At 70.8% G+C, this 17,738-nt stretch carries 16 protein-coding genes; 11 read left to right on the plus strand and 5 right to left on the minus strand.

Annotated elements, in window-relative coordinates:
* Window positions 1-236: 236 nt before the first annotated feature.
* The 5 genes from PH203_RS26615 (at window position 237) to PH203_RS26635 (ending at window position 4,406) form a co-directional block, all read left to right on the plus strand.
* Window positions 237-1,700 carry an amino acid permease gene (locus tag PH203_RS26615; RefSeq protein WP_289923024.1) on the plus strand — a complete coding sequence of 488 codons (1,464 nt, stop codon included), beginning with the start codon at window positions 237-239 and terminating at the stop codon, window positions 1,698-1,700.
* 102 nt (window positions 1,701-1,802) lie between these two features.
* Window positions 1,803-2,291: a macro domain-containing protein gene (locus PH203_RS26620; RefSeq protein ID WP_289923025.1), complete on the plus strand. Its 489-nt coding sequence runs from the start codon at window positions 1,803-1,805 to the stop codon at window positions 2,289-2,291.
* Window positions 2,288-3,223 carry a PfkB family carbohydrate kinase gene (locus tag PH203_RS26625; RefSeq protein ID WP_289923026.1) on the plus strand — a complete coding sequence of 312 codons (936 nt, stop codon included), beginning with the start codon at window positions 2,288-2,290 and terminating at the stop codon, window positions 3,221-3,223. Before PH203_RS26620 ends, PH203_RS26625 begins: the two co-directional genes overlap by 4 nt.
* Window positions 3,220-3,633 (plus strand): hypothetical protein, encoded by a 414-nt coding sequence (locus PH203_RS26630; RefSeq protein ID WP_289923027.1) that lies wholly within the window; start codon window positions 3,220-3,222, stop codon window positions 3,631-3,633. Before PH203_RS26625 ends, PH203_RS26630 begins: the two co-directional genes overlap by 4 nt.
* Before the next feature lie 86 nt (window positions 3,634-3,719).
* Entirely contained in the window at window positions 3,720-4,406 is a 687-nt protein-coding gene (locus PH203_RS26635; protein WP_289923028.1) for a DUF6766 family protein, read from the plus strand.
* 25 nt (window positions 4,407-4,431) lie between these two features.
* Here the strand turns inward: PH203_RS26635 and PH203_RS26640 are convergent, their stop codons facing one another.
* Window positions 4,432-5,961: a M1 family metallopeptidase gene (locus PH203_RS26640; RefSeq protein ID WP_289923029.1), complete on the minus strand. Its 1,530-nt coding sequence runs from the start codon at window positions 5,959-5,961 to the stop codon at window positions 4,432-4,434.
* Between the two features lie 204 nt (window positions 5,962-6,165).
* Here PH203_RS26640 and PH203_RS26645 point away from each other — a divergent pair, with 204 nt between their 5' ends.
* The 3 genes from PH203_RS26645 to PH203_RS26655 all read left to right on the plus strand — a co-directional run bounded on the left by PH203_RS26645 (window position 6,166) and on the right by PH203_RS26655 (window position 9,642).
* The gene (locus PH203_RS26645) at window positions 6,166-8,121 is read left to right on the plus strand and encodes a Xaa-Pro dipeptidyl-peptidase (protein ID WP_289923030.1); all 1,956 of its coding nucleotides are present in this window, start codon (window positions 6,166-6,168) and stop codon (window positions 8,119-8,121) included.
* Window positions 8,118-9,362: a M14 family metallocarboxypeptidase gene (locus PH203_RS26650; RefSeq protein ID WP_289923031.1), complete on the plus strand. Its 1,245-nt coding sequence runs from the start codon at window positions 8,118-8,120 to the stop codon at window positions 9,360-9,362. Before PH203_RS26645 ends, PH203_RS26650 begins: the two co-directional genes overlap by 4 nt.
* 127 nt (window positions 9,363-9,489) lie before the next feature.
* On the plus strand, window positions 9,490-9,642 hold the full coding sequence (locus tag PH203_RS26655; protein ID WP_289923032.1) for a hypothetical protein: 153 nt from the start codon (window positions 9,490-9,492) through the stop codon (window positions 9,640-9,642).
* Between the two features lie 102 nt (window positions 9,643-9,744).
* Here the strand turns inward: PH203_RS26655 and PH203_RS26660 are convergent, their stop codons facing one another.
* Window positions 9,745-10,695 carry an FAD-dependent oxidoreductase gene (locus PH203_RS26660; protein WP_289923033.1) on the minus strand — a complete coding sequence of 317 codons (951 nt, stop codon included), beginning with the start codon at window positions 10,693-10,695 and terminating at the stop codon, window positions 9,745-9,747.
* A gap of 66 nt (window positions 10,696-10,761) precedes the next feature.
* On the opposite strand from PH203_RS26660, the gene PH203_RS26665 reads away from it, so the two are divergent.
* The gene (locus PH203_RS26665; RefSeq protein ID WP_289923034.1) at window positions 10,762-11,784 is read left to right on the plus strand and encodes an oxidoreductase; all 1,023 of its coding nucleotides are present in this window, start codon (window positions 10,762-10,764) and stop codon (window positions 11,782-11,784) included.
* Window positions 11,785-11,833: 49 nt separating this feature from the next.
* Here the strand turns inward: PH203_RS26665 and PH203_RS26670 are convergent, their stop codons facing one another.
* The gene (locus tag PH203_RS26670) at window positions 11,834-12,754 is read right to left on the minus strand and encodes a peptidoglycan-binding protein (RefSeq protein WP_289923035.1); all 921 of its coding nucleotides are present in this window, start codon (window positions 12,752-12,754) and stop codon (window positions 11,834-11,836) included.
* A gap of 202 nt (window positions 12,755-12,956) precedes the next feature.
* Between PH203_RS26670 and PH203_RS26675 the strand changes: the two genes are divergently transcribed.
* Window positions 12,957-14,597: an ABC-F family ATP-binding cassette domain-containing protein gene (locus tag PH203_RS26675; protein ID WP_289923036.1), complete on the plus strand. Its 1,641-nt coding sequence runs from the start codon at window positions 12,957-12,959 to the stop codon at window positions 14,595-14,597.
* A complete protein-coding gene (locus PH203_RS26680) occupies window positions 14,594-15,055 on the plus strand; it encodes a hypothetical protein (RefSeq protein ID WP_289923037.1) in 462 nt (153 codons plus the stop codon). Before PH203_RS26675 ends, PH203_RS26680 begins: the two co-directional genes overlap by 4 nt.
* A gap of 57 nt (window positions 15,056-15,112) precedes the next feature.
* On the opposite strand, the gene PH203_RS26685 is transcribed toward PH203_RS26680, so the two are convergent.
* Window positions 15,113-17,491, minus strand: coding sequence for a Tex family protein (locus tag PH203_RS26685; protein ID WP_289923038.1), 2,379 nt, complete (start codon window positions 17,489-17,491; stop codon window positions 15,113-15,115).
* Between the two features lie 80 nt (window positions 17,492-17,571).
* A complete protein-coding gene (locus PH203_RS26690) occupies window positions 17,572-17,703 on the minus strand; it encodes an LPFR motif small protein (RefSeq protein ID WP_266450389.1) in 132 nt (43 codons plus the stop codon).
* Window positions 17,704-17,738: the final 35 nt, after the last annotated feature.

Here is a 17,738-nt window from a genome sequence, read left to right on the forward strand (position 1 = left end):
CACCAGTGCTGTGAAACCTCGCGGGCACCCTTGACGACCTTGCTCGCGGCCCGCCCGGTGATCTCGCCCGGCGATCATGTGAGATGTCCCGCTCTGTGAGGTCCGCCACCGCGTGACCGGTGCGGGACGGGGGAAGGTGGCCCCTTGGTCTGTGCCTCCACCGAGCGCACAGGCCATACGTACGTCCGGACACCTGAGCGCGATCCGCTCGGGCGCACCAGAGAGCGGTACCACTCGTGAGCAAGGACGCCGTGGACACGGCACAGGCCGCATCCCCCACCCCGGCGGCCCAGGCGCCCGCCGACGCGGGCGACGCCGGCTACAGCAAGGACCTCAAGGCCCGCCACGTCAACATGATCGCCATCGGCGGCGCGATCGGCACCGGCCTCTTCCTCGGCGCCGGAGGACGCCTCCACAACGCGGGCCCGGCGCTCGCGATCGCCTATCTGGTCTGCGGAATCTTCGCGTTCTTCGTGGTGCGGGCGCTCGGCGAGCTGGTCCTGTACCGGCCGTCGTCCGGCTCCTTCGTGTCGTACGCGCGCGAGTTCCTCGGCGAGAAGGGCGCGTACGTCGCGGGCTGGATGTACTTCCTGAACTGGTCGACGACCGGTATCGCCGACATCACGGCGATCGCCCTCTACACGCACTACTGGAGCCTGTTCACGGACATCCCCCAGTGGACCCTGGCCCTGATCGCCCTGGCCGTGGTCCTGGCGGTGAACCTGATCTCGGTGAAGATCTTCGGCGAGATGGAGTTCTGGTTCGCGATCATCAAGGTGGCCACCCTGGTCGCCTTCATGTGCGTCGGCATCTTCCTGCTGGCCACCCGGCACGAGGTCGGCGGCCAGACCCCGGGCCTCGGTGTGATCAGCGACAACGGCGGTGTCTTCCCGCACGGCCTGATGCCCGTCGTCCTCGTCATGCAGGGTGTGATCTTCGCGTACGCAGCCCTTGAGCTGGTCGGCGTCGCCGCGGGCGAGACCGCGGAGCCGGAGAAGGTCGTCCCGCGCGCGGTGAACTCGATCATGTGGCGGGTGGGCCTGTTCTACGTCGGCTCGGTGGTCCTGCTGGCCCTGCTCCTCCCCGGCTCGGTGTACTCGGCCGACGAGAGTCCCTTCGTCACGGTCCTGTCGAAGATCGGCGTCCCCGCGGCCGGTGACGTCATGAACCTGGTCGTCCTGACGGCGGCGATGTCGTCCCTGAACTCCGGCCTCTACTCCACGGGCCGCATCCTCCGCTCCATGGCGATGGCGGGCTCGGCCCCCAGGTTCACGGCGCGGATGAACCGCAGCCAGGTCCCCTACGGCGGCATCCTGCTGACCTGCGCGGTCTGCGTCCTCGGCGTCGGCCTGAACTACCTCATGCCGAGCCAGGCCTTCGAGATCGTGCTGAACGTCGCCTCGCTCGGCATCATCTCCACCTGGGTGATCATCATGATCTGCCATCTGGCCTTCGTCCGCCGCGCCAAGGCCGGCCGGCTCACCCGCCCCTCCTTCCGCCTCCCCGGCAGCCCGGTCACGGAGACCGCCACGATCGCCTTCCTGCTCGCCTGCCTCGGCATGATGTGGAACGACCCGGAGGTCGGCCGCAAGACGCTGCTGATGATCCCGGTCATCGCGGCGATGCTGGTCACCGGCTGGTACGCGGTCCGCCGCCGCGCGGAGAAGACCACGGACCAGGAGCTGACCCGCATCACCTGATGACCCGGGGCCGGTGACTGGCAGGCCGGTGAGTCGCAGGCCGGCCGGTCGCGCGCCGGTAACTCGGAGGCCACTGTCAGTGGCAGCACCTACGGTGGCGTCATGTCGGAGATCACTTACATCCGGGGTGACGCCACCGCGCCGTCGGTGAAGGGCGTCAAGGTGATCGCCCATGTCTGCAACGACATCGGGGGATGGGGAAAGGGTTTCGTGCTCGCGCTGTCGCGTCGCTGGCCGGAGCCGGAGGCGGCGTTCCGCGCCTGGCACCGCAAGCGCGCGTCGAACGACTTCGGGCTGGGCGCGGTCCAGTTCGTACAGGTCGAACCGTATGTGTGGGTGGCGAACATGGTCGGGCAGCGGGGGATACGCACCGGCAGCAAGGGCGTCCCGGTGCGCTACGAGGCGATCGACGCGGCACTGGAGAAGCTCGCGGAGAAGGCCACCGAGCTCGGCGCGTCCGTGCACATGCCCCGGATAGGGTGCGGGCTGGCCGGAGGCAAGTGGTCCCGCGTCGAACCCCTCATCACCGAGCGGCTCGTCGCGAAGGACATCGCCGTCACGGTCTACGACCATGGGGAGGGCCGGAGTTGAGCAGGGACACCGACGTTCTGGTGCTCGGCGGCGCGGGCGTCGACACCATCATCCACGTGCCGGAGCTGCCGCTTCCGTACGCCGACAGCTACATGATCGACTCCGGGATCCGCACCCGCGCCGGCCAGACCGGGGACTTCGTCGCCGTCGCCCTCAGCGCCCTCGGCCTGCGCACCCACCACCTGGACATGCTCGGCGACGACCCCGAGGGCGACCTGGTCCGCGCCCTGCACCGCGACAAGGGCATCGCCCTCACCGCGGTCCCGCAGCCCGCGGGCACCAAGCGCGCGGTCAACCTCGTCAGCCCCGACGGCCGGCGGCTGTCCCTGTACGACGTGACCCGCGGCCACCCCGACGACCGCCTGCCCGAGCCCACCGTGAGGGCACTCGCCGAGGCCAGCCGGCACGCACATGTGTCGATCACCCAGCCCTGCGCCCACGCCCTCCCGGTCCTGCGCGAGTCCGGCGTGACCATCTCCACCGACCTGCACGACTGGGACGGCGAGAACCCGTACCACGAGCCCTTCGCGTACACGGCGGACGTGGTCTTCGTCTCCGCCGCCGCCCTGACCGACCCCGAGCGCACCATGCGCCGGATCGTGGAACGCGGCCGCGCCCAGATCGTCGTCGCCACCGCCGGGGCCGAGGGCGCGTATCTGCTGGCCGACACCGAGCTGACCCGGATCCCCGCGGCCCCGCCACCCGCCCCGGTGGTCGACTCCAACGGCGCCGGTGACGCCTTCGCCGCCGCCTTCCTCCACGGCTGGCTGAGCGGCGAGCCCGCGCACCGGTGCGCCCTGTACGGAGCGGTGGCCGGCGCCCACGCCTGCACGGTCCCGGCGACGGAGACGGACGCGATAAGCCGGGACGCGCTCCACACCCGTACCGCCGATCTTTTGTCCGTGGAACAAGCGGGTACCCGGACCGTGTGAGAAAGGTGCGCTGGATCGGCACGCTGCTGTTCCTGTCCGTATGCGGACTGGTTGTCGGCGGCTGTGACAGTGCGGGACAGCGCGATTCGGCGGCCACCGCCGCGGCGACCGCATTCGAGCGGCTTCTCGACTCCGACGACGCGAAGGGCCTGTGCGCGGCACTCGCTCCGGAAACCCGCAGTGAATTGATGCAGTCCGAGAAATCCAGCTGCGAGAAGGCGATCGCCTCCCAGGACATACCCCTGGGCGGTGAAACCCGCGGCACGGACGTCTACGGCAGACAGGCCCGCGTCGTCCTCGACTCGGACACTCTGTTCCTGTCGCGCTTCGCCGACGGCTGGAAGGTCGTCGCCGCCGGATGCACGCCCCGCCCGGGTCAGCCCTACGACTGCGTGCTCCAGGGAGGCTGACGCCGTATGCGGATCATGTTCACGCTCTGCCTGGTCGTCGTCCTCACCGGCCTCGTCTACTTCAGCGCCGTGGGGCTGATGCACCGATGACCACGAGAACACGCGGATTCCTCCGCGACAACGGACTGGGCCTGGGATTCGGCCTCGCATTCCTGCTGGCCCTCGTGGGACAGGCGATCGCGGGCCACGCGGAGTTCAACAATCAACTGGCCACGGACGGACTGGCCCAGGTCGGTTTCGGCGAATACCTGATGTCGTCCGACTTCGCCGTCGACGTCACGGAGAACTGGCAGTCCGAATATCTCCAGTTCTTCCTCTACATCACCGCGACCGTCTGGCTGCTGCAGCGAGGTTCCCCCGAATCGAAGGAAATGGACAAAGCCGGGACGGAGTCCGACAAGGCCCAGCAGGTGGGCGGATACGCCCACCGCCATTCACCGCGCTGGGCCCGTGGGCACGGCTTCCGGCGGCATGTCTTCTCGCACTCCCTCGGCCTGGTGATGGGCACCCTGTTCGCCCTGTCCTGGCTGTCCCAGTCGATCACCGGAGCCGCCGCGTACAACGAGGAGCAACTGCGCCGACTCCAGGCGCCGATGGGCTGGGGCGACTACATCGGCTCGGCGGACTTCTGGGGCCGCACCCTGCAGAACTGGCAGTCGGAGTTCCTCGCCGTGGCGTCGATGGCCATCCTGTCCGTCTACCTCCGCCAGCGCGGCTCCCCGGAGTCCAAGCCGGTGGGGGCGGCCCACACCTCGACCGGAGTCGAAGGATGACGGAACCGCCCCGACCCGCCGGTCCCTACTCGCCCGCGTGCTCGCCGGCGTGCTCGTGATCGTGCACACCGTTCGTCGCGGCGATCTTCTTCCACGACTTCGGCTGCACCGGCGTCCCCCCGGCGGCCGCAGCCCGCGCGCTGGACGCGTCCGCCGCCGCCGGAGCGGCCGGCTTCGACGGCTGGAACAGCCAGGTGTCGAAGAGCGCCGACAGCGACTGCCCGGACACGTCCTCGGCGTACTTCTCGAAGTCGGCGACCGTCGCGTTGCCGTACGCGTACTTCTGCGGCCAGCCCTTCAGGAGCGCGAAGAAGTCGTCGTCCCCGATCTCGTTGCGCAGCGCCTGCAGGGCCAGCGCGCCCCGGTCGTAGACGGCGAGGTGGAACTGGTTCTCCGGCCCGGGGTCACCGGGCTTCACCGTCCAGAACGGGTCGTCGGCCGGATGCGAGGCGTACACGTAGTCCGCGATCTCCTGGGCCGTGCCCTCGTTCTCGTGCTCGGACCACAGCCACTGGGCGTACCGCGCGAAGCCCTCGTTGATCCAGATGTCCTTCCAGCCGGCGACGGAGACGAGGTCGCCGTACCACTGGTGGGCCAGCTCGTGCACGACCACGGACACATTGGACCCGCCCGCGAACTGCCGCGGGCTGTAGAAGGGCCGGGTCTGCGTCTCCAGCGCGTACCCGGTGTCGGTGTTCGGCACATACCCGCCGAGCGCGTTGTAGGGGTAGGGCCCGTAGTACTCGCTCAGCCAGTCGGCGATCTCCCCGGTCCGCTCGATGCTCGCCCGCGCGGCCCCCGCGTTGTTCCCGAGGTCCTTGCTGTAGGCGTTGACGACCGGAATGCCGCTCTCGGTCGTCCCGGTCGTGATGTCGAACTTCCCGACGGCCAGCGTCGCCAGATAGGTGGCCTGCGGCTTGTCGGACCGCCAGTTGAACCGGGTCCAGCCCGCCCGTGAACTCGTCGACTGCAGCGTGCCGTTGGAGATGGCCTGGGAGCCGTCCGGAACCAGTACGGACACGTCGTAGGTGGCCTTGTCGAGCGGATGATCGTTGCTCGGGAACCACCACCAGGCCGCCTCGGGCTCGTTCGCGCCGACCCCGCCGTCCGGGGTGCGGTGCCAGCTGGTGAATCCGTACGCCTGCTTCGACGAGGGCACCCCGCTGTACCGCACGACGATCGTCGCGGCAGCGCCCTTCGCCAGCGGGGTCTTCGGCGTGATCTCCAGCTCGTGCTCCCCAGAGGTGGTGAACGCCGCCTTCACGCCGTTGACCCGCACCTCGCTGACATCCAGCAGGAAGTCCAGATCGAACCGCGACAGATCCTGCGTGGTGCGGGCCAGGAGGGTCGCCGTGCCCTCCAACTGATCCGTGGCCGGCTGGTACTTCAGCCGCAGGTCGTAGTGGGAGACGTCGTATCCGCCGTTGCCGTAGGCCGGGTAGTAGGGGTCGCCGATGCCCGGTGCGCCGGGGGAGTGGCCGGCGGCCGATGCCGGGATCGCCAGCAGGACGGACGCGGCGGCCAGTGCGCCGGGCGCGATGAGTCTGCGCTGCACGAAAGCTCCAAGTCGTAGGGGCACGAGGTCTGTTCGGAGCCTATTCATCACCTGTGGACCCGGGCGTGTCCATGGTCACCCCTGTCACACGATCGCCATTCGGCCGTCATGAGCGACCATGCCCCACACACCTTTCCAGCCACCCTCCACCCGCCCCAATCGGCCCTCTTTTGTAAGGGAGTTGACCGCTGTACCGTCCGCCGCATGCCGATACGCACGCGCTTCACACCCTGGAGACCGCTCGCGACGGCGGCCACCGCCGCCCTGCTGGCCACGTTCCTCACGCCGGCCGCCGCACAGGCCGCCCCGCGCGAGAGCCGACCCGTCTACTCCTACGACGACGCCGTCCGCGAGGCCGTCTGGGTGGACACCGGACTCGACGGGGACGGCGACGGGAAGAACGACCGCGTGGCCGTCGACATCGTCCGCCCCCGCGAACTCGACCGGCAGGGCCGCAAGGTACCGGTCGTCATGGACGCCAGCCCGTACTACTCCTGCTGCGGACGCGGCAACGAGAGCCAGCGCAAGACGTACGACGCGAACGGCAACGTCGTCCAGATGCCGCTGTTCTACGACAACTACTTCGTGCCGCGCGGCTACGCCTTCGTCGGCGTCGACCTCGCCGGCACCAACCGCTCCGACGGCTGTGTGGACGTGGGCGGCCGCTCGGACATCCTCTCCGCCAAAGCGGTCGTCGACTGGCTGAACGGCCGGGCCAAGGCCTACACCACCCGCACGGGCGGCACCAAGGCCAAGGCGACCTGGACCAACGGCAGAACCGGCATGATCGGCAAGAGCTGGGACGGCACCATCGCCAACGGCGTCGCCGCCACCGGCGTCAAGGGGCTGAAGACGATCGTCCCGATCAGCGCCATCTCCTCCTGGTACGACTACTACTTCCAGCAGGGCGCACCCCTCTACGACTCCGGCCCCGACTGGCTGTCGAACTACGTCAACAGCCCCGACGCCCGCACCAGGTGCGACGCCGTCCAGCAGAAGATCGTCGACGGCGCCCCGCGCACGGGCGACCGGACCGGCTTCTGGACCGAGCGGGACTACGTCAAGGACGCGGGCAAGGTGAAGGCCAGCGTCTTCGCGATCCACGGCCAGCAGGACCTCAACGTCCGTATGAAGCACCTCGGCCAGTGGTGGGACGCCCTCGGCAGGAACGGCGTCGAGCGCAAGATCTGGCTCTCCCAGACCGGTCACGTCGACCCCTTCGACTTCCGTCGCGCCGAGTGGGTCGACACCCTGCACCGCTGGTTCGACCACGAACTCCTCGGCTACGACAACGGCATCGACCGTGAGCCGATGGCCGACATCGAACGCCACCCCGACCAGTGGGTCACCTCCAAGGTCTGGCCCCCGCGCGGCACTTCGACGGCCACCCTCCGCCCCGGCCAGGGCACTCAGCCGGGCGTCGGCACCCTCGGTCTGACCCGCGGCCACGGCACCGAGTCCGTCACCGACAACCCGGCGCTCAGCGAGACCGACTGGGCCGCGCGGATCGACACCGCCACGCCCGAGAAGGCCGGCTTCACCACCGGCGCCCTCACCAGGGACCTGCGCATCTCCGGCTCCTCGAAGGTCACCGTGACCGCCACCCCGACCACCGCGACGGCCCATCTCTCCGCCGTCCTCGTCGACCTCGGCCCCGCTACCATCCGCGACTACGCGACCGCCGGCGAGGGCATCAGCACCCTCACCGACCGCACCTGCTGGGGTGCGAGCACCGCCGGTGACAGCGCCTGCTTCAAGGAGACCAAGGCCAAGACCGCCGCCGTCGACCACGAGGTCGTCAGCCGCGGCTGGGCCGACCTCGGCACCTACGCGAACCCCGGCAAGGGCGTCCCGCTCACCCCGGGCAAGGCGTACACCATCACCCTCGACCTGGCCGCCACCGACCACGTCGTCCCGGCCGGCCACCGTCTCGCCCTGATCGTCGCGGGTACCGACAAGGACCTCATCGACCCGCCGTCGACCACCCCGACCCTCACGATCGACCTGGCCCGCACGAAGGCGAGCGTCCCGCTGGTCGGCGGCGCCTCGGCGTTCGCGTACGCCACCGACGGCGCGGCCACCGTCGTACCGGAGGCATCGCCCCTCGAAGGCGTGCAGGCGCCGCGGACCGTCCGGCGCGTCCCGGGGGCGGGCTCGTGATCCGGGCCCTCGCCCTCACCACGGCGGCCCTCGCCGCCTCCCTCGTCGCGGTGCCGGCCCACGCGGCCGGCACCCCGCCGCGCACCGGGTTCGAGCAGTCGAACGGAGCGCGGTGGACGGGCGAGGCGGAGGAGCAGACGTTCCTTGCTGCCGTGGACGAGGCGAGCGACCGCGTCTCGATCGCCTCCATCGGTACGACGAAGCAGGGCCGCCCCCTCCAACTGGTCCGCCTGGGCAGGCCGGACGCCCCGAACAGGGTGCTCCTCGTCTGCAGCCAGCACGGCGACGAACCCTCGGGCCGCGAGGCCTGTCTCACCAAGGTCCGCGACCTGGCGTTCGCCAAGGACGCGGCGACCCGGCGCTTCCTCGACCGCACCACCCTGCTCGTCGTACCCACCGCCAACCCCGACGGGCGGGCCGCCGACACCCGCGGCAACAGCGACGGCGTCGACATCAACCGCGACCACATCGCGCTGCGGACGGCCGAGGGACGGGCCATGGCCGCGGTGATCCGCGACCGACAGCCCGATGTGGTCTACGACCTGCACGAGTACTCGGCCACACCCCCGTACTACGACAAGGACCTCTTCGACCTCTGGCCCCGCAACCTCAACACCGACGAGGCCGTCCACGGCGAGGCACAGACCCTCTCCCAGGCATACGTCCGCCCCGCCGCGCACAGCGCCGGGTACACGACCGGCACGTACGGCATCTGGACCGACCCCGTCACCGGCGACCCGATCAAACAGACCGCCGGCGACGGCCAGGAGCGCATCCTGCGCAACATGTCGGGCATCAAGCACGCCGTCGGGCTCCTCATCGAGAGCCGCGTCGACGACCTGACCGATGTCGGCGAGGCGGCGAACAACCGGCGTCGGGTGGACTCCCAACTGGCCGCGCTGAAGGGGCTGTTCGGCTTCACCGACGCCAGGCGCGGCCGTATCGAGGCCGCCACGACCGGCGCCCGGCACGAGGGCTACGCCGACACCGGACCCGTCTACGTCGGCGGCGCCGACAACGACCCGGCCGAACCCGCCGAGGTGATCCAGGACCCGCCCTGCGGCTACCGGCTCACCGACGACCAGTACACGGAGGTGAAGGACGAACTCGCCCTGCACGGAGTGCGGACCAGGGGTACATATGTACCTCTCCGTCAGCCACTGCGTGCCCTCGTACCGCTGCTGCTCGACGAGCGAGCCCCGTACCACCTGACGGTCGGGGAGCCCGACACCGACTGCTGAAACGGCTTCGATCCGCGGCACCTGTGGTTCTCCGTATCCATGTTTTTCGGTAGAAGGTGCCGCAAATAACGGAAGAGTTGAAGAAAAGGGGCGGCCGGGAAGGGGCTTCGGGCGAGCCCGCGGCGAGATGGGCTCCGAGGCCGTCGAACTCGCCGTCGTCGAGGGCCACAAGAGGTACGACGGCGAGTTCGAGATCAGGGTCGGCCCGGGCCCCGGCACGGAGACGGAGGGCGACCCGCTGGGCCACGACCACGGCTGGGCTCCGCCGGGAGAGCGGTGAGTTGCCTCCAGTCCGGTGGGGGCCGGTCGCGCCCGCGCAAGCGGCAGCCGCACACCGGTACGGCCCCGTGCCCCGTTCGGGGCGCGGTATCGTCAGGCCGGTTCAGCGGGTGGCCAGCCCCGCCGCCTCCTCCGCGCACCCCCACGCCACCGTCACCCCGGCCCCGCCGTGCCCGTAGTTGTGCACCAGCACCCGCCCGTCCGCGGTCGGCTGCCGCTCCAGCCGCACCGCGTCCCGCGCCGGCCGCAACCCCACCCGGTGCCCCAGCACCCGCGCCCCGGCGATCTCCGGCCGCAGCGCCGCACACCGCCGTACGATCGCCTCCGCCACCGCCGGATCCGGCTCGGTCGACCACACGTCCTCCTCGGCCGTACCGCCCAGCACGAGCCGGTCCCGGTGCGGGAAGAAGTACGCCATCTCCCCGTCGGCGCCGGTCGACACGGCCCACGTCCGCAGCCCGGGGTTCTCCACCACGACCAGCTGCCCCCGCACCGGCCGCACCGAGGCGTCCGGCACCAGCTCCCGTGCCCCCAGCCCCGTGCAGTTGACCACCACGGGCGCCCCGACCGACGCCAGGTCGGACACCGTACGCGTCTCGATCACCCCGCCCGCGTCCGTCAGCCGCCGCCGCAGCCACGGCAGATGGACCGTCATGTCGATGAGCGGCAACCGCGCCCACAGCCCGCTCCCGGCGTACTCGGCCGCCGTCGCCGCACGCAGCCCCGGCAGCCGCTCACCCGCCCACGCCCGGGCCTCGTCCAGACCGGCCTCGCCCAGTACCCCTTCGACCATGCGTACGCCGGTCAGATCCGGGTCCGCCGACAGCGCCTCGTACACCTCAAGCGAGCGCAGCGCCCACGCCCGCGCCGATGCGCCCGGCTCGATGCGGTACGGCCACCACAGCGCCCCGGCAACCGCCGAGGTCGTGCCCTCGACGGGATCCCGGGTCCACACCCGCACCCGCCTGCCGCGCTCCGCCAGGACCACGGCCGTCGCCAGCCCGGTCACCCCGCCGCCGACCACCACCACATCGCCGCTCAGTTCACTGTCCACGCCCGGACGTTAGCGGAATGTCCCATGCCGGGCTCAGAGGGCGCTTGCTGCGGGAATACTCGCAGCATGTCTGCCGAGTACGCGACCTTCGGCCTGGCACCGGCGATGCGTGCCGGTGGAGTCCTCGTCAACGGTGACTACCAAGTCCACCGGGACTTCGTGGACTTCATCGTCGACGGACGACCGCTGCTCTTCCAACTCTCCGACCTCGACGCCGTCTCCCCACTCGCCTCCGACGTCCCACCCGCCATCTTCACCGCCCAGGTCCGCAGTCTCCTGCTGGAGACGGACGCCCCGCTTCCGGGCGGGCGTTTCGTCATATACGGCTGCCCCGAATGCGAGGACCTCGCGTGCGGCGCGGTCACCGCCGTCATCGAGAAGGAGCACGGCGACTACATCTGGCGGGACTTCGCCTGGCAGACCGACGAGTACGCCGACCTGGAACTCAACGGCTACCACGGCATCGGCCCGTTCCGGTTCCGCGGCCCGGAGTACCGTCAGGCCCTGGACTCCCTGCTGGGCGAGGGCTCCGCGGGCCCGCGCCGCCGGGTCCTGCTGATCGGCGCCCGCGTCGCCCTCCTCGCCAAGCTCGCCGCGGCCCTGCGCACCATCGGGATCGGCGCCGACATCGCCCATGACGCCGACGGCGTCCCCGCCGACGAACTGCGGGCCTACGGGGCGGTCGCCTTCGGCCGGGGGATCGGCGAGCAGGAACGTGCCGCCGTACGCCGCTCCTTCGACCGCGCGGGGGTCGACGTCGCCTATGTCGTCGGCCTCGCCCCGATCGTCCCGCTCCTCGTCGCCCAGATCGAGCACGCCCTCGACCGCAGCCCGCAGGAACAGCGCCGGCTGACCCGCCTGGTCGCCGCCGACGGCGAGGCGGGCGTCGAGGTCACCTCACCGTGCCGGGTGCGCCTGACGGCGTACCGCCTCGACCGGCTCTTCCGCCCCCACGCCCAGGAGGTCTTCGACGGGGTGCTGGAGGCGGGCCGGCATCGCATCGCGCTGGACGCCAAGGCGGTGAAGGGGGAGTCCTTCGTGGTGGCGCGGACATCGGGCAGCGTCCTGGTGGAGGCGATGGCCCACTGAGGGCGCACTGAGGGCGGGCCCCCGCCGTCGCGGGGGCCCGGGTTCCCGGTCAGGAGAACAGCAGGCGCCAGGTCAGCGGCCCGGGGCTGCCGTCGGCGTCACCGCGCAGCTCCTTCCGCGACTTCTGGAAGGCCCGCACATTGAGGCGGTCCGCCTCGCCCCAGGTTCTGCTCGGGCCGACCTTGTAGTGGTCGCCGAAGCCGCGCTTCACCAGCTGCTTGCCGAGCTGCAGGACGTACTTGTTCGAGGCCCCGGCCGCGAAGTGCTTCCGCCCCGGGAACGCGGGGATCTTCGGCTTGGCCGGCGTGGTGGGCGCCGCGGGCCCGTCGTCGTCCACGTCCAGCTCGGCCTTCGCGTACTTCACGAGCTGGGCGAAGTCGATCGCCCCCGGGTCGCCGTGATCGTTCTCGACCACGTGCAGATGCCCGCATATCCCCCGGAACTTGTTCCACTCGGCGGCCGACATCCGGGCCCCGCTGCGCTTGCCGTACGAGCTCGGGTACGCGGGCCACTCCTTGGGCCCCGACAGCGGTACGCCGTGCTGCTCGTGCATCCAGGCGAGGAAGGCGGCGACGGCCTGCAGCGCCCAGTCCGGGGCGTCCGGCCAGTAGATGTGCTCCTGGCCGGCGGCCGCCCACTTCCTGTGCGTCTTGGGGTCGCAGGTGCCGACCAGCTCCACCTGGCAGACATTGGCGGTGTTGGTCTCGGCGCCGCCTCTGAGGTTGACCAGCGCGCGGGAGGAGGTCTCTATGTCGAAGTGCTGGTACCACTTGAGCTTCTTGGCGGCGAAGTCCGGCACCGCCGTCAGATTCGGGGCGGAACCGCCACCGCCGTATCCGGGCAGGTTACGGCCCTCGGTGGTGTGCAGCACGACGACGTTGACCTCCATCGGGTCGCCGCCGAAGTCGTCCTGGTACCAGTTGGCCCGGCTCGCGCCCGGGTAGCGCTGGGGACCCGTCTTGGTGCTCATCACAGTCTCCTGAGGGAGTCGGTCTAAAGGCCGCGCGGTGCAAAGAAGTTGAGCGCAAAAGTACGACGAACGGGGGGATGTGGGGGCGTGTCCCCGTTGTTTTGCCGTTGTCGCGGTGTTGCTCCGCCGGGCCGGAGCGATGTCCTCCCGGCCGGAAAGGGGAGAAACCCGGCCGACGACGGTCGCTAGGATCGGCCTTCTGATGACTGCAACCCTTGTCGCCAAGAACCTCGCCGCCGGCCACGGCGACCGCTCGCTCTTCTCCGGGCTCGACCTCGTCGTCGCGCCCGGCGACGTCATCGGGCTGGTCGGAGCCAACGGCGCCGGCAAGTCCACCCTCCTGAAGCTGCTCGCCGGACTGAGCACACCGGAGGAGGGCGAGCTGCGCCTGTCCCCGCCGACGGCGACCGTCGGCCACCTCCCGCAGGAGCCCGAGCGCCGGCCCGGCGAGACGGTCCGCGCGTTCCTCGCCCGCCGCACCGGCGTCGCCGAGGCCCAGCGGGTGATGGACGAGGCGACCCAGGCGCTGGTCGACGGAGCACCGGGCGCGGACGACGCGTACGCGACGAGCCTGGAGCGCTGGCTGGACCTGGGCGGCGCCGACCTCGACGAGCGGGCGGAGGAGATCGCCGACTCCCTCGGCCTCGCGGTGGACCTGGACCAGCCGATGACGTCCCTGTCGGGCGGCCAGGCGGCACGGGCGGGTCTCGCCTCCCTGCTGCTCTCCCGCTACGACGTCTTCCTGCTGGACGAGCCGACCAACGACCTCGATCTGGACGGCCTGGAGCGCCTGGAACGCTTCGTGAAGGGCTTGCGCGCCGGCACGGTGGTCGTCAGCCACGACCGCGAGTTCCTCACCCGCACCGTCACCAAGGTCCTCGAACTCGACCTCGCCCAGGGGCAGATCAACCTCTACGGCGGCGGCTACGAGGCGTACCTGGAGGAGCGCGACGTGGCCCGCCGGCACGCCCGCGACGACTACGAGGAGTACGCCGACAAGAAGGCGGCGCTCCAGGAGCGGGCGCAGACCCAGCGCTCCTGGATGGACAAGGGCGTGAAGAACGCGCGCCGCAAGGCGGGCAACGACAACGACAAGATCGGCCGCAAGTTCCGCAGCGAGGCCAGCGAGAAGCAGGCCGCGAAGGCCCGGCAGACCCAGCGCATGATCGAACGCCTGGAGGCCGTCGACGAGCCCCGCAAGGAGTGGGAACTCCGTATGGAGATCGCCTCCGCCCCGCGCTCCGGCTCGGTCGTGGCGACCCTGCGGGAGGCGGAGGTCCGCCACGGCGACTTCACGCTGGGCCCGGTCACCCTGCAGATCGACTGGGCCGACCGCGTGGCGGTGACGGGCGCGAACGGCGCGGGCAAGTCCACCCTCCTCGGCGTCCTCCTCGGCCGCGTCCCGGTCGACGCCGGCAGCGCCGCCCTCGGCTCCGGCGTCCTCGTCGGCGAGGTCGACCAGGCCCGCAAGCTGTTCCACGGCTCCGAGTCGCTCCTGGACGCGTTCTGCGCGGCGGTCCCGGACACCGAACCGGTCGAGGTCCGCACCCTCCTCGCCAAGTTCGGCCTGAAGTCCGACCACGTCCTGCGCCCGGCGGCGACCCTCTCACCGGGCGAACGAACCCGCGCGGCCCTGGCCCTCCTCCAGGGCCGCGGCGTCAACCTCCTGGTCCTGGACGAGCCCACCAACCACCTCGACCTCCCGGCCATCGAACAACTGGAGTCCGCCCTCGACACCTACGAGGGCACGCTGCTCCTGGTCACACATGACCGGCGGATGCTGGACGCGGTCCATGTGACCCGGCGTCTGGAGGTGGCGGACGGGAAGGTGACGGAGCGGTGACACGCGCTCCGCGAGGAGCGACGGGGTGCTGGGACGGCGGCGACGAACCGCTGCCGGACACCGACATCGGGTTGTTCCGGACGGCCTGCTGGGAGGCGGCCCGCCGGGTCCGGGGCCGCGTCGAGGAGGTCTCGCTTCCCGGCGGAGTGCGCTCCTTCCACGTCGCCGCACTCGTCGGACACGGGGATCCGCATGTCGTCGTGTGCCATGCGCACCTCCCGTCGGTCGCCTTCCTCGGTGAACCGCCCGTGCCCGGGCGGCCCTTGTCGAGGTTCGCGGACCCACCGCCGTGGTCGGACGTCTTCGAACACGCCGGACTGCGTCCCCTGCCGGTCGAGTACCTGGCTACGCCGATGTCGCGGGTGGACGTGAGCGAGCTGGCCGACGCTGAGCTGCGGCAGATGCGCTACTGGCGCCCCGAGGTGCTCGGCGATCTGCTGTTCAACTGGTGGGACTGAACGGCCGGGCCCGGCCCTCGGTGCTTCCGCGCCGAGGGCCGGGCCCGGACAAGTGGCTCAGCGGCGCCCCTTCTTCGGGTCGAGCAGCCCCGCCTTGCGCAGCGCATCCGCCATCGCGCTGTTCGCCGGCGGCGGGGCCTGACGCGAGCCGCCGCCCTGGCCGCCGCGGCCGCCGCCCTGGCGCTGCTGCTGGCGCTGCTGGGGCGGGCGTCCGCCACCGCCGCGCTGCTGACGGCGCTCACCGCCGGAGGGCTGCGCCTCGTCGTCCAGGCGCAGGGTCAGGGAGATCCGCTTGCGCGGGATGTCGACGTCGAGGACCTTCACCTTGACGATGTCGCCCGGCTTCACCACGTCCCGCGGGTCCTTCACGAACGTCTTCGACAGGGCGGAGACATGCGCGAGACCGTCCTGGTGGACGCCGATGTCGATGAACGCGCCGAAGGCGGCCACGTTGGTGACGACGCCCTCCAGGACCATCCCGGACTCCAGGTCGGAGATCTTCTCGACGCCCTCCTTGAAGGTGGCGGTCTTGAAGGCGGGACGCGGGTCGCGGCCCGGCTTCTCCAGCTCCTTGAGGATGTCCGTGACGGTCGGCAGACCGAAGGTCTCGTCCACGAACTCGTTCGGCCTCAGCGAGCGCAGCACACCCGTGTTGCCGATGAGGGACGCCACCTCCTGGCCGGACGTCTTCACCATGCGCCGGACCACCGGATACGCCTCGGGGTGCACGCTGGACGCGTCCAGCGGGTCGTCGCCGCCGCGGATCCGCAGGAAGCCCGCGCACTGCTCGTACGCCTTCGGGCCCAGCCGCGCCACCTTTTTCAGCTCGGTGCGCGCCTTGAACGGTCCGTTGGCGTCGCGGTGGGCCACGATGTTCTCGGCGAGACCGGAGGTGATGCCGGAGACGCGGGCGAGGAGCGGGGCCGACGCCGTGTTGACGTCCACGCCCACGCCGTTCACACAGTCCTCCACCACCGCGTCCAGCGAACGCGACAGCTTCACCTCGGACAGGTCGTGCTGGTACTGGCCGACACCGATAGACTTCGGGTCGATCTTCACCAGCTCGGCGAGCGGGTCCTGGAGCCGGCGGGCGATCGACACCGCGCCGCGCAGCGACACGTCCATGTCCGGCAGTTCCTGCGAGGCGAAGGCCGACGCCGAGTACACCGACGCGCCCGCCTCGGACACCATCACCTTGGTGAGCTTCAACTCCGGGTGCCGGGAGATGAGTTCACCGGCGAGCTTGTCGGTCTCGCGGGACGCCGTGCCGTTGCCGATCGCGATCAGCTCGACCGCGTGCTCCTTGGCGAGCCGGGACAGCTTGGCGATGGCCTCGTCCCACTTGTTCGCCGGGACGTGCGGGTAGATGACGTCCGTCGCGACGACCTTGCCGGTGGCGTCGACGACGGCGACCTTCACGCCCGTACGGAAACCGGGGTCCAGGCCCAGCGTCGCGCGCGTGCCGGCCGGCGCGGCGAGCAGCAGGTCGCGGAGGTTCGCCGCGAAGACGTTCACCGCCTCGTCCTCGGCGGCGGTGCGCAGCCGCAGCCGCAGGTCGATGCCCAGATGGACCAGGATGCGGGTACGCCAAGCCCAACGCACCGTGTCCGTCAGCCACTTGTCGCCCGGGCGCCCCCGGTCGGCGATCTGGAACCTGTGCGCGACGATCCCCTCGTAGGACGAGGGACCCTCGGTCGGCTCCTCCGGCTCCAGGACGAGGTCGAGGACCTCCTCCTTCTCGCCGCGCAGCATCGCCAGGACGCGGTGCGAGGGCAGCTCCTTGAAGGGCTCGGCGAAGTCGAAGTAGTCGGCGAACTTGGCGCCCGCCTCCTCCTTGCCCTCCCGCACCTTCGCGGCCAGCCGCCCGCGCACCCACATGCGCTCGCGCAGCTCGCCGATCAGGTCGGCGTCCTCGGAGAACCGCTCGGTGAGGATCGCCCGGGCGCCGTCGAGCGCGGCCTGCGGATCGGCCACACCCTTGTCGGCGTCGACGAACGCGGCCGCAGCGGCCAGCGGTTCGACGGTCGGGTCCCCGAGCAGCCCCTCGGCGAGCGGCTCCAGACCGGCCTCACGGGCGATCTGCGCCTTGGTGCGCCGCTTGGGCTTGTACGGCAGGTAGATGTCCTCAAGACGCGCCTTGGTCTCCGCGCCGCGGATCTGCGCCTCCAGCTCCTCGGTGAGCTTGCCCTGCTCACGCACCGAGTCGAGGATCGCGGCCCGCCGCTCCTCCAGCTCCCGCAGATAGCGCAGCCGCTCCTCGACCGTGCGCAGCTGCGCGTCGTCGAGCATCTCGGTCGCTTCCTTGCGGTAGCGGGCGATGAAGGGCACCGTCGAACCGCCGTCGAGCAGCTCCACGGCGGCCTTGACCTGCCGCTCCCGAACGCCGAGCTCCTCGGCGATCCTTCCTTCGATGGATCCAACGAGGGGTGTCGTCACGATGCCGTACCGCCTTCTCACTGAGGTTGCGCGGCAATTGTGGCAGGTGGCACCGACACTCGGGGATCAGGGCGCGGACATCAGACCCTGCGACTGCGTGTGGACCCCGAAGCGCCACCGAAGAGCCGTGCCAACGCCCGGAAGGGCAGCGTCACGACGGTGGCTATGGCCCCACCGATCTGCCGGAGCACATCTGCGATCGCTCGGAACACGAACTTCCCCTTTCCTCACCCGGCCGGGCGGCCGG

Origin of the sequence: Streptomyces sp. S.PB5, from assembly GCF_030403745.1 — a bacterium.
Classification (GTDB): domain Bacteria; phylum Actinomycetota; class Actinomycetes; order Streptomycetales; family Streptomycetaceae; genus Streptomyces.

Coding starts and splice junctions, on each gene's coding strand:
- PH203_RS26620 (WP_289923025.1), top strand. CDS start 1,803: ATGTCGGAGATCACTTACATCCGGGGTGACGCCACCGCGCCGTCGGTG.
- PH203_RS26635 (WP_289923028.1), top strand. CDS start 3,720: ATGACCACGAGAACACGCGGATTCCTCCGCGACAACGGACTGGGCCTG.
- PH203_RS26645 (WP_289923030.1), top strand. CDS start 6,166: ATGCCGATACGCACGCGCTTCACACCCTGGAGACCGCTCGCGACGGCG.
- PH203_RS26655 (WP_289923032.1), top strand. CDS start 9,490: ATGGGCTCCGAGGCCGTCGAACTCGCCGTCGTCGAGGGCCACAAGAGG.
- PH203_RS26665 (WP_289923034.1), top strand. CDS start 10,762: ATGTCTGCCGAGTACGCGACCTTCGGCCTGGCACCGGCGATGCGTGCC.
- PH203_RS26670 (WP_289923035.1), bottom strand. CDS start 12,754: ATGAGCACCAAGACGGGTCCCCAGCGCTACCCGGGCGCGAGCCGGGCC.
- PH203_RS26675 (WP_289923036.1), top strand. CDS start 12,957: ATGACTGCAACCCTTGTCGCCAAGAACCTCGCCGCCGGCCACGGCGAC.